11 protein-coding genes are annotated in these 10,864 nt (G+C 63.2%); 6 read left to right on the forward strand and 5 right to left on the reverse strand.

The window, feature by feature from the left end; all coding sequences use genetic code 11:
• Window positions 1-469 precede the first annotated feature (469 nt).
• Window positions 470-1,153 (forward strand): TetR/AcrR family transcriptional regulator, encoded by a 684-nt coding sequence (locus tag KDB67_RS21965; protein WP_291020621.1) that lies wholly within the window; start codon window positions 470-472, stop codon window positions 1,151-1,153.
• A 10-nt stretch (window positions 1,154-1,163) separates the two neighbouring features.
• Window positions 1,164-1,736: a TetR/AcrR family transcriptional regulator gene (locus tag KDB67_RS21970; protein ID WP_291020623.1), complete on the forward strand. Its 573-nt coding sequence runs from the start codon at window positions 1,164-1,166 to the stop codon at window positions 1,734-1,736.
• 33 nt (window positions 1,737-1,769) lie between these two features.
• Here KDB67_RS21970 and KDB67_RS21975 read toward each other — a convergent pair whose 3' ends face one another.
• On the reverse strand, window positions 1,770-2,771 hold the full coding sequence (locus tag KDB67_RS21975; protein WP_291020625.1) for a spirocyclase AveC family protein: 1,002 nt from the start codon (window positions 2,769-2,771) through the stop codon (window positions 1,770-1,772).
• 135 nt (window positions 2,772-2,906) lie between these two features.
• On the opposite strand from KDB67_RS21975, the gene KDB67_RS21980 reads away from it, so the two are divergent.
• From KDB67_RS21980 to KDB67_RS21995, 4 genes are all read left to right on the forward strand, one after another.
• Window positions 2,907-3,734, forward strand: coding sequence for a hypothetical protein (locus KDB67_RS21980; RefSeq protein ID WP_291020627.1), 828 nt, complete (start codon window positions 2,907-2,909; stop codon window positions 3,732-3,734).
• A 232-nt stretch (window positions 3,735-3,966) separates the two neighbouring features.
• Complete coding sequence (locus KDB67_RS21985) at window positions 3,967-5,226, forward strand: cytochrome P450 (RefSeq protein WP_291020629.1); 1,260 nt, start codon at window positions 3,967-3,969, stop codon at window positions 5,224-5,226.
• A 66-nt stretch (window positions 5,227-5,292) separates the two neighbouring features.
• Window positions 5,293-6,747: an aldehyde dehydrogenase family protein gene (locus KDB67_RS21990; protein ID WP_291020631.1), complete on the forward strand. Its 1,455-nt coding sequence runs from the start codon at window positions 5,293-5,295 to the stop codon at window positions 6,745-6,747.
• Between the two features lie 82 nt (window positions 6,748-6,829).
• Window positions 6,830-7,459, forward strand: coding sequence for a TetR/AcrR family transcriptional regulator (locus KDB67_RS21995; RefSeq protein WP_291020632.1), 630 nt, complete (start codon window positions 6,830-6,832; stop codon window positions 7,457-7,459).
• Between the two features lie 115 nt (window positions 7,460-7,574).
• Here the strand turns inward: KDB67_RS21995 and KDB67_RS22000 are convergent, their stop codons facing one another.
• The 4 genes from KDB67_RS22000 to KDB67_RS22015 all read right to left on the reverse strand — a co-directional run bounded on the left by KDB67_RS22000 (window position 7,575) and on the right by KDB67_RS22015 (window position 10,738).
• Window positions 7,575-8,537 carry a hypothetical protein gene (locus KDB67_RS22000; RefSeq protein WP_291020641.1) on the reverse strand — a complete coding sequence of 321 codons (963 nt, stop codon included), beginning with the start codon at window positions 8,535-8,537 and terminating at the stop codon, window positions 7,575-7,577.
• 113 nt (window positions 8,538-8,650) lie between these two features.
• Complete coding sequence (locus KDB67_RS22005) at window positions 8,651-9,385, reverse strand: hypothetical protein (RefSeq protein WP_291020635.1); 735 nt, start codon at window positions 9,383-9,385, stop codon at window positions 8,651-8,653.
• A 49-nt stretch (window positions 9,386-9,434) separates the two neighbouring features.
• Entirely contained in the window at window positions 9,435-10,445 is a 1,011-nt protein-coding gene (locus KDB67_RS22010) for an MlaD family protein (protein ID WP_291020637.1), read from the reverse strand.
• Window positions 10,442-10,738 (reverse strand): hypothetical protein, encoded by a 297-nt coding sequence (locus tag KDB67_RS22015; protein ID WP_291020639.1) that lies wholly within the window; start codon window positions 10,736-10,738, stop codon window positions 10,442-10,444. Before KDB67_RS22015 ends, KDB67_RS22010 begins: the two co-directional genes overlap by 4 nt.
• Window positions 10,739-10,864: the final 126 nt, after the last annotated feature.

Below are 10,864 nucleotides of genomic sequence, written 5' to 3' on the forward strand. Positions count from 1 at the left end.
GACCCGAACGACTTGGTAAGCCCCTCGACACTGACCTCTACACCCACTGCTTCCTCCAGACATGCGGCGCCCCCCACTTATGCGACGGCCGATACGACCCGATCGCCCAGGAGGCAGTTGTGGTTGGCGTACTGAAACGGACACCCTCATGCGGCCGCACAGCATCGGGATCGGTATGCGAGCCTCGACCTAACAACTCGGCTGAGCTTCGCATCCCCTGTCGGCCGATGACTCCACCGGGCGAACAGGTGTGACGCACGCCAGCCGGACTGCCCGGGTGCGCCACCGATCACAGAGTCAAAATACCCCAAAATGTCCGCCAATGGGACCCCCCTACTTCCATTAGGTTTTCGATGCCGGCCGAGACAGCACAGAAGCTCCCTTGCGAGCCCGCGGGCATCGGACCGGTCACGCCATCGGGGACTTAGTACTCCACCACCGGTGGACGGGTAGCCCTATAGTCGGTAGCGTGGCACTTAATATGAAATCAAAAATGGCGGGCGCGGCCCCGTCCGGACGCACCGGCCGAAGCGGCCACAAGTCCGTCCAGACCCGTGCACGCATCCTGGACGCCACGGCCAAGGTGCTCAGCGAGAAGGGCTACGCAGGTACCCATCTACAGGATGTCGCCGAGGTCGCGGGAGTGCGCGCGACCGCGATCTACTACTACTTCGACTCCCGCGACGCACTCGTCGAAGAGGTCATGTGGTGGGGTCTGGCCGATCTGCGCCGGCACGTCCGCGAAGTCCTCGACACGGCCACACCCGGCGATACCGGTATGGACCGCATCATGCTGGCGGTCGAGGCCCACCTGCGCCGCGAACTCGAGGTGTCCGACTACACGACGGCGTCGATACGCAATACCGCACAGATCCCCACCCACCTGCGGATACGGGCCACCCAGGAGGCCGAAGAATACGGACGAATCTGGCACCGACTGATCGAGGATGCGGCCCGTGAGGGCGAAATCCGTTCGGACATCAATCTTTTCGTCCTGCGTATGTTGCTGCTCGGTTCCCTGAACTGGGCCGCCGAATGGCACCGCTCCGACCTGATTCCGGTGGACGCCGTGGTGACGTCCGCGCAAATGCTGATCAGGCAGGCCCTGGACAGCACCCCCGTGGTTCAGCGAACCACCACCGCGCTCGGATAACGTAGGACAGATGGCAACCACCGCATCCCGCGACGCCTACCTCAGAGTCGGTCTCGACATCCTCGCCTCGGATGGCTACGGCGCACTCAAACAGTCCGAGGTCTGCCGGCGGATGGGTGTCACCACCGGATCGTTCTATCATTTCTTCCGCAACTGGGCCGACTACACCCGCGCGCTGCCGGACTACTGGTTCACCACCCACACCCAGCAACACCTCGAGAGGCTCCTCGCCGAGCCCGATGCCGACGCCGCTCTCGACCGGCTCATCTCCTACGGCCTCAAACTTCCCCACGGAGCCGAGGGCGCCATCCGCTCGTGGGGATCGGCCGACCCCGCGGTACGCCACGTGGTCGAAGCAGCCGATCGACTGCGCTACGACGTGGTCCACAACATCGTCGGGCGTCTACTGAATCCCGAAGCCGCTGCACGATACGCGCATTGGGCGCTGCTGATCATCGTCGGCTACGAACAGACGACCCTGCCCGTCGATCTCGACACGCTCAGCTGGACCGCCGAACACTGGATCAAATCCATTGCCGACGAACGCGCAAACCTACGGGCCGGGCGGACCGCCGCGGGCTGATCCGCGACGGTCCACTCCAAGACACCGGGACTGTCAGGCGGGCAGCAGGTAACTCGGCATGTCGGCCACCGAATCCCCGATCATCCCGAGCCAGTTGAACGGCAGGTGGTACACGAAACACAGTGTGACCATGCAGAATCCGAGCACCGCGAAGTTCCGCACCCAGCCCTGCAGCTCCGGCCGCCAGTGCACGAGGCCCGATTCGATGGGCGAGAGCCCTTCCGGATGATCCTCGGCCTCCATCCGCATCCAGGTGAACACGCAGCCGACGAACGCGACCAGGATCGATTCGTAGATCGGGAACTGATGGACCTCGCCGGCCCAAAGGGTCAGCGGCTCATAGGTGTTGGCGAAGGCGTAAGCGTGTGTGGTGCGGATGACCACGTTCTCGACGATGAAATCGAACAGGAACTCGAAAACGAAGATCCCGGTGAACAGGGTGACCTTGCTGATGTAGGGCCAGCGCCTGCGCACCTTCTTCGCGTGGTAGCACGCGACGATGGCCACACCGGCACAGAAGTAGACGTACATGGGCGGGCCCCAGACCAGCGACTCGGCGTACTGGGTGGGCGCGTCCGGGTTGTGGAACGGCATGAACTTCACCCACACACCCATGTTGATGTTCTCGCTGTTCCAGGCGAACAGGTACTTCTGCACGTTCAGGAAGGCGTCGGCGACGAAGCACACCAGGCCGCCGATGACGAACCGGCCGTCCAGGCTGAGTCTGCCGGTGTCGCGGACCGGCTTGATCACCGAGAACCAGATGAACAGCAGCAGCACTACGAGACTGATGACCTCGAAGATCCGGAGCGCGATGAGCCGCCAGGATTCCATCTCGTCGGGCCCGATCTTTGGCGCGGGCGTGAAATGGTCCGATCCGACCCATCGGGCGATCACGACAACGCTCACGGCGAACCAGACGAGTCCGATCGCCGCGAGGAACGTCGTCGATCCCCGCCTTTCCAGGGGTGGTACGTCCGATACCACCGGTAGGACGGCTGTGCGTTCCGTCGCTGGTTCCTTGACACTGGCCATTGACTGATTCCTCACTCCCCGTCGGGGCGCTCATCGCCGAACCACTCCCGACATCGATCTGTGCGATCAATCACACTATAACTCTACTTATGGTGTATTCTGAAACCAGATTAAAGTTTTTGATCGGAGGAAGCCGTGAAACACGAGTCCCCTGAGGTACTCAATGCGCAGGTCAGCGAGGTCGGACAGTGGTTCGCGACCGGACTGACGTTCGCGATCGCCATCGTGGCGATCTGCTTCGTCGCGCAGATCTGTATCCGCGAGAAGATCGTCTGGCCGGCAATCCTGACCGTTTCGGGCGGCCTGGCCGCCCTGATGGAGCCGCTGTTCGATCACCTCTATGGCCTGGTGTTCCCCCGCGGAGGACAGTGGCATCTGTACACGACCTTCGGCAGCGCGCAGCCGATCTGGGTTCCCGCGGCCTATGTCGCGTTCTACGGCGGCGCGTCGGTCATCATCGCCCGCACCATCGCACGATTCCCGAGCATGCGCACCGTCTGGCGCCTGTACTTCGGCATCGTGGCCATGTCGGTGGTTGCCGAGATCATCTACATCAGCGTGATGGACGTCTACATCTATCCGGGCGATCACCCGTTCAAGTTCCTCGGCTATCCGCTCTTCCTCGGTTTCACCAATGCCATGTCGGCCGTGATCAGTGGAATCATCGCCTCGCGCCTGGTCCCGCTGCTGCGCGGAGCGTCGCAGCTCTACCTGCTTCTCCTCGTACCGAGTTGCTTCGCCTACGGGCTGTTCGGCAGCGGCATCATCTACCTGTCGATCCGCACGTCGTCCGACAATCCGCCGATGTGGGCCCTGTACCTCGGTGCACTCACCGTTGCCGGCGCGATCGCCTGGACGATCGCGATGCTCGGCAAGCACCTGGTGGTGGGACAACCTCCACGCGATCCGTCCCTGCGACCGCAGCCATCAGCGACCGACCGGGAGCCGGCCACCACCGGCTGACACCCGTCCGCAACCACATCCCAGCTGTCACAACAGATGCGCTGGTTAATCCATATTCGAAAACTAGTCGACAACGCCGGTTGCTGGACATAGACTGCGAGCCAGATCACATCACTCGCGTTATGCCGACAACACGAGCGTGCCGCGATCGGCGTCCGTGCGTCGGCGCAGAAACCGACATGCGCCGGTCGCATCCGACAGCAAAACAGTCCCGTACTCCGAGGAGGCCCCGATGACCACCGTCGCCGCACCGTCCCGCCCCGCCTACGACGAGCTTTCCATCTCGTCCCTGGACTTCTGGTCCGTCACCGCGGAGGAGCGGGACAAGACCTTCAAAGTGCTTCGCGAGCAGCGTCCGGTGAGCTGGCATCGCCCACTCGAAGGTTCACTCATGCCGCCGGAGAACGACGGCGTGTGGGTGGTGACCAGCCACGAATTGGTCCGTGAGGTCAGCCGCAAGGCCAAGATTTTCTGCTCCAGCCGCGGTTTCCAGTTCGAGGAGGTGCCCGAGGACATCCTGTCGGCGGCAGGTTCCTTCCTCGGCATGGACGATCCCCGCCACGCCAAGCTCCGGCGGCTGGTGAGCACGGCGTTCACCCCCAAGCAGGTCGCGAGCATCCACGAGCAGATCCGCAATCAGGCCCGGATCATCGTCGACGACCTGCTGGCCCATCCCGAAGGCGACTTCGTTTCGGCGGTATCCAAAAAGCTCCCGATGTGGACCATCTACGAGATGGTCGGGCTGGAGGATCAGGAGGCCCGCGAACTGGCGGCACATCATGCCGACGGAATGGTCTCCTGGGCCGATGAGAACGTCGCCGCGGGCCGCGAATCGGGTGAGGTTCTCAACGATGCCCTGGTCGGTCTGCTGGAAATCGGTTTCGACCTGGCCGATCAGCGCCGGACGAGCCCGCGCAACGATCTCATGACCAACCTCGTTCAGGCCGAAGTCGACGGCGAGCAACTCACCGACGAGGAGATCGCGTCGTTCTTCGTACTCCTGTCCGTCGCGGGAAACGACACCACGCGCAATTCGATCTCCCTGACCGCCAAAGCATTTCAGGACTTTCCCGATCAGCGTGAGCTCTTGCTCGCCGACTTCGACAACCGGATCGAAGACGCGGTGGAAGAAGCCGTCCGTTTCGCGACACCGGTCATGACATTCCGGCGCACCGCAACCCAGGATGTCGAACTCGGCGGCCAGTTCATTCGCGAAGGCGACTGGGTCGCCATCATCTATTCCTCCGCCAACCGCGATGAGAAGGTCTTCGCCCATCCGGACCGGTTCGACATCCTGCGCTCGCCCAACCCCCATCTCGGTTTCGGCGGCGGCGGACCGCACAACTGTATGGGCAACTTCGTCGCCCGTTCCCAGCTGCGGGAGATCTTCCGCGAACTCCTGCACCGTGCCCCCACCCTCCGTGTCGGCGAACCCGAGTACCTGACGGGCAACTTCGTCCGCGCCGTGAAGTCCATGCCTTATACGCTCTGAGGCCCTCACACGCCGCAGGCCCTGCACACTCTGATCGCCAACCGACCGCCCCACACAGGAGAGACCATGACCACGGCCACACCGAAGACCACGGCCACGCCGAAGACCACGGCCACACCGAAGACCGCAAGGGCCGCGACGGCAGCCGTCAGTTCCACGCCCGGCGCCGATACCGTCGTCGCCGACCTGCGCGCGGTGTACGCGACGCGGCGCACCCGCCCACTCGCCTGGCGTCTGGCGCAGCTGGACGGGCTGGAACGGCTACTGGCGGAAGAAGAACCGGCGATCGCCGAAGCGATGGCCGCCGACCTCGGCCGCAACGCCTACGACACCTGGTTCGGTGAGATCGTCGGCACCAAGGCCGAGATCGACGTCGCACGCAAGAACCTCAAGCGCTGGGTGCGTCCGCAGCGTCAGTCGCTGCCACTGACCCAGCTGCCCGGTTCCGCGCGGGTCGAGTTCGAGCCGCTGGGCACGGTCCTGATCATCGGTCCGTGGAACTATCCGGTGTTCCTGACCCTGTCGCCGCTCGTCGCGGCCATCGCCGCCGGCAACACCGTGGTGATCAAGCCGTCGGAGCTGGCACCGAAAACGTCCGCCTTCCTGGCCCGCGCACTGCCGCGGTACGTCGACGCCGAGGCCGTGCGCGTGGTGGAGGGCGACGGTGCCACCACCCAGGATCTGCTCGCCCAGGGTTTCGATCACGCGCTGTTCACCGGCGGCACCGAGATCGGCAAGAAGATCATGGAAAGTGCCGCCAAGACACTGACACCGGTCACCCTCGAGCTGGGCGGCAAGAGCCCCGTGGTGATCCTGTCCGACGCCGATCTGGAAATCGCGGCCCGCCGCATTCTATGGGTCAAACTTCTCAATTCGGGCCAGACCTGCATCGCACCCGACTACATCCTGGTGGAGAATTCGGTCAAACCGGCATTCATCGATGCATTGCGTAAAGTTCTCATCGAACTGCGGGCGGGAGAACCCGACCTGCAGCGCATCGTCAACGAACGCCAGTTCAGCCGGATCGCCGGCTACCTCGATTCGACGAGCGGATCCATCGTCACCGGAGGCCGCACCGACGCGGCGTCGATCTCCATCGAGCCCACCATCATCGATGAACCGTCCCCCACCGATCCGGTGATGACCGACGAGATCTTCGGCCCGGTCCTTCCGGTGTTGGGCATCGAGAATGCCGAAGCCGCCGTGACTTTCGTCAACAGCAGGCCCAAACCGCTGGCGTTCTACGTCTTCACGCGGTCCAAGGCCACCGCCGACCGGTTGATCAGCGATGTCCCGTCGGGCGGTGCGGTGGTCAACCATGTGGCGATGCATTGCCTGATTCCGAGTCTGCCGTTCGGCGGGGTCGGCGCCAGCGGCATCGGCGCCTATCACGGCCGATGGGGATTCGAGACCTTCAGCCACCGCAAGGCCGTCCTGGTCAAGACTCAGAAGCCCGATCTGAAGTTCCAGTACCCGCCCTACAGCGAGTTCGCCAAGAAGCTCCTGCGACGGATCCTCTGAGGAACCTATGCAAACCTAAGCGCCAACGCCGCAGGTGATGCCACCTGCGGCGTTGCGCTGATCGTGGATTAGAATTCGCCGTATGCCGCCCCGCAAGACACGCCAGAGCACGACGACCGACGAGTCGGCGTCCAAGTCCGAACGTACCCGCGCCAGGATTCTCGACGCGGCGGCCGAGGTGCTCAGCCGCAAGGGCTACGCCGGTATGCGGCTCACGGATGTGGCGCAGGTGGCCGAGATCCAGGCACCGGCGATCTACTACTATTTCGACTCCCGCGAGGACCTGATCGAAGAGGTCATGTGGTCGGGTATCGCCGATATGCGCAAGCACATGACAGCAGTGCTCGACGACCTGCCCGACGGTACCGAGCCCATGGACCGGATACTGGTCGCCGTCGAAACCCATCTGCGCCACGAACTGGAGATCTCCGCGTACACCACCGCCTCGATCCGGAATTCGGGCCAGGTCCCGGAGAACATCCGCAAACGCCAGGTCACCGAGGAGAACCGATACGGCCGGATCTGGCGTGATCTCATCCGGTCGGCACATGCTGAGGGCGCGATCCGCACTGACCTGGATCTCTACATCACGCAGATGCTGATCCTGGGCGCCCTGAACTGGGCCGCGGAATGGTGGAACCCACGACGCGGATCGGTTGAGAAGGTTGTCACCACCACCCAGAATTTTGTCCGCAGCGCCCTGGCACCCTGACCCGAACGCCACCGGCAACCCGAACGGCACCGGTACCCTGGCCTGAACGCAGACGGTCCCGACCACCTGTCGTGGTCGGGACCGTGTGGGTAATCCGCAGGAGATCCGGATAAGCTCAGTGAACCAGATCGCGGTCGCCGACAGCGCCGCCGAGGGCGGTATGCGGTCCGACGACAGCCAGGTCGGGATCCTCGGGATCGGCGGCGAGTTGTTCGCGCGCGCCCGGGCCGGCCTCGTCGATCATCTTGTCCCACAACCGCTGACGTGACGCCTTGGTGTGCAGCACCCACGAGTACATGAACATCCGGCCCAGGTTCCAGCTCGGAGCGGCCTCGTTCGCCTTACGTCCTACGAGTTGATGCAGCAGGAACATCCAGCCCACCATCATCACCATCATCACCGCAGCGGCCACCCAGCGAACCCAGGTCGGCAGCGCCGAGTTGTGGACCAGGATGTGCACCGAGCCGACACCGAAGTAGGCAACCATCATGCCGAACGGCGCGGACAGCAGAATCAGCAGTTTGTAGGAACCCTGAAGGCGCGGCACGGCGAAGGCCAGAATAGCGCCGATGGTGACAAACGAGCCGCCGTTGATGAAGCCCCACCAGTACGGGAAACCGAGGAATTCGAACGGCTGGACACCGTAGTACTCGTACACGCCGAGATTGATACCGATCGTCTCCATCACGGCATCGGTGATGATGCCCATTCCGAGCAGCATCACGAAGTGCCTACGGTGGGCGCCATTACGGATGACGAAATAGGCGAAGTACGCCTCCAGACCCAGGAAAGCGACATAGCACAGCGGAATCAGCGCCGGCACCGTGATACCGAAGTTGGTGAACGCCGGAATGAGGTTGTTGGCCCAGTGCAGATGACCGAGGAGGTCGAGCATCGGCTCGAGCAGGCTGCAGACCAGGCCGCTGCCGATCACCAGGAGTGGCACCCAGTTTCGGCTTCTGGCACCGGCTTTGATCGCCCACGGCAGGGCGAAGATGACGACGGCGGCGCCGGCGATGAAGAAGAATGCGATCTCTTGCGCCGTACCCACGCTGAAATTGCTGGGATGCGGCTCCATGTTGGGCGGCCACCCCTCTTCGGTGACCAGTGGCCACGCACTGTCGGCCAGGTTCAGGATATTGCTCACGGTTCAACACCTCTCAGAATTGATCAACTACTTTTGTCCCGCCGCTACTTCTGACCGACTGCTGCGTCCACTCCACCGACATCGGTGATCAACCAATCCCTGGATCGGTCCACCGTCACGGTGTAGCTCGCGGTCGATTGCACGCCGTCGGGTGCCTGCGCGTTCTTCGTGTTCACGCTGACGAACGCGGCGACCACGAAAACGTCACCGTCGTGGCTTTTCACCGTCGACGCGACCGGTGACGAGGTGGACTTCCATTGCAATGGCACGATGACCTGTTCCATCGCTGTGGCCGCGTCGGTCAGCTTGGCCGACAGTTCCTTCGACGTTCCCGAGGTCAGCCGCTTGTTCCAGGCGGCCAGGTCGTTGTAGTCCATCTGGGCCGCGCCGGTGGCGTAGTCCAGTGCCACCTTCTCCGCGTGGACCGTGTCGGCGGCCTGTGATTTCATCGTGTCGATCGTGTTGCCGCGGTCGGTGACCACGTAACCGAGCACACCGACCGCGATCGCCAATGCCAGGGCCAGCACTCCGAGAGCGAGCGGCACGGCACCGATCTGGAATGACCGCGCCTTCTTCGCGCCTTTACCGATCGCCTTCTCGGCCACCGCCGCCTTGCTTTCGCCGACCTTACTCTCCGGAGTTTTGCTTTCCGGAGTTCTACTTTCTGGAGTCTCGCTCTGCGAGGTCTTGTCCTCGGGCGTCTCGGTTTCTTCCGGGTGGCTGTCGTCGCGTTCGGCCGATTCCATATCAATGTCGCTTTCGCAGGTTTGCGCTGTCATTGTCTTCCCATCTCACTATCACCGATCGTGCTGCGCGGCAGCCGATCGACTATCCACTGACCTTGACCACGAGGCCGTTTCCGTTGCCGGCCGTGGCCAATGCGGTGCGCATCAGGTCACTGAGGTCGACCGTCCGCAGTTGCGCGGCGGTCTCGCTGATCGCGGGGGTGACCGCCTCACCCAGAATCTTCAGGTCCGGGGCCGATCGGTCCAGGAACCGCTGGATATTGGTCAGCAACGGTTTGGCCTGATTGTTCAGTGAATCCGGTGCATGCGTGCTGACGATGAAGCCGTCCTTGCCGTCGCGACTGGTCGGTTTGCTCTTGCCACCCTCGGTGACGAACAGTGCCAGACCGTCGGCGAACCGTGCGAGCGGTTTGCCGGAGGCGGCGAGTTCGTCGCTGACGTCGGCGCCCTTGATGAGCAGCGGCTGGAACCGGTCGAGCAGTTCAGTCAGCGAGCCGCGGGTGGTGATGATCGTCGACTCCAGCAGTGCGCTGGCATTGGCGATGTTTCCCAGCAGTTCGCGGTCAGGGACCAGGCCGGTGTTGGCCTCGTCGATGATCGCGCGGACCTTCTTCTCGTTGACCTGCTCGAGCAGTCGGGTGAATCGTGCCGACAGTTCGTCGATGGTGGTGGGCACCTCCACGCTCGACGTCGCCAGGCGCACTCCGTCCGACAGCGCCGGCCCTCCGCCACCACGCGGTGTGATTCCCAGGTAGGTCTCGCCAAGCGCCGACAGGTTGTCGACCCGGAACCGGGAGTCCTCGGGAATCACATATTCCTTCTTGTAATTCCACGACACATCGACGCCGGTGACCGAGGGCTGCACCTTGGTCACCTTCCCGACGGGCACGCCGCGATACAGCACGCGCGAGCCGACCACGAGACCGTTGGTTTCCCGCAGTTCGAGTTTCGCGGTACGCACGCCGCGGTTGTCGGTGACGCTCAGTCCGACGGAACCGAGGTACAGGATCGACACGGCCATCAGCGCCAGCATCGCGACCACCGACAGCCCGGTCCGCATTCCGGATGCGGTGACCATCGCGGCCCGACTCATTGCACCGCTCCCAGCATCTTGAGCACCCGGAGCATCTCACTGATCACGTTTTGTCCTTCGGGGGTCCGCATCGACACGATGTCCAGACCCGGCTTCTTCATGAACGGTTGCAGGTTCTCGGTGAGGAATTTGCGGATCAGCGCATCGTTGTCGGCGATGGCCGGCCCCATGCCCACCAGCGTGTCCGCGGTGTTGTTCACCGAGTTCAGCATCGGGACCAGCCAGAAACCACCCTCGAACACGCTGCCGATACTCGGTAGCACGATGCCGATGTTGCCGAACAACCGCGACATCTGACCTAGATCCGCGAGTAGTGGTGGGAGTTCCGGCGTTTGAGAAGACAAAAGTGCTTGTCCTGGTTGATAATTGAGGTTGCGAAGCCAAAAACTATCAGACCGGGAGAAGCACCTTGTCGGTGA

Source organism: Gordonia sp. (in: high G+C Gram-positive bacteria) (genome assembly GCF_020438995.1).
Lineage (GTDB): Bacteria > Actinomycetota > Actinomycetes > Mycobacteriales > Mycobacteriaceae > Gordonia.

What these genes read in the sequence shown, in the direction of transcription:
- KDB67_RS21970 (WP_291020623.1), top strand. Translation starts at nt 1,164, where the DNA reads ATGGCAACCACCGCATCCCGCGACGCCTACCTCAGAGTCGGTCTCGAC.
- KDB67_RS21975 (WP_291020625.1), bottom strand. Translation starts at nt 2,771, where the DNA reads ATGGCCAGTGTCAAGGAACCAGCGACGGAACGCACAGCCGTCCTACCG.
- KDB67_RS21985 (WP_291020629.1), top strand. Translation starts at nt 3,967, where the DNA reads ATGACCACCGTCGCCGCACCGTCCCGCCCCGCCTACGACGAGCTTTCC.
- KDB67_RS21990 (WP_291020631.1), top strand. Translation starts at nt 5,293, where the DNA reads ATGACCACGGCCACACCGAAGACCACGGCCACGCCGAAGACCACGGCC.
- KDB67_RS21995 (WP_291020632.1), top strand. Translation starts at nt 6,830, where the DNA reads ATGCCGCCCCGCAAGACACGCCAGAGCACGACGACCGACGAGTCGGCG.
- KDB67_RS22000 (WP_291020641.1), bottom strand. Translation starts at nt 8,537, where the DNA reads ATGGAGCCGCATCCCAGCAATTTCAGCGTGGGTACGGCGCAAGAGATC.
- KDB67_RS22005 (WP_291020635.1), bottom strand. Translation starts at nt 9,385, where the DNA reads ATGACAGCGCAAACCTGCGAAAGCGACATTGATATGGAATCGGCCGAA.
- KDB67_RS22010 (WP_291020637.1), bottom strand. Translation starts at nt 10,445, where the DNA reads ATGAGTCGGGCCGCGATGGTCACCGCATCCGGAATGCGGACCGGGCTG.
- KDB67_RS22015 (WP_291020639.1), bottom strand. Translation starts at nt 10,738, where the DNA reads ATGTCGCGGTTGTTCGGCAACATCGGCATCGTGCTACCGAGTATCGGC.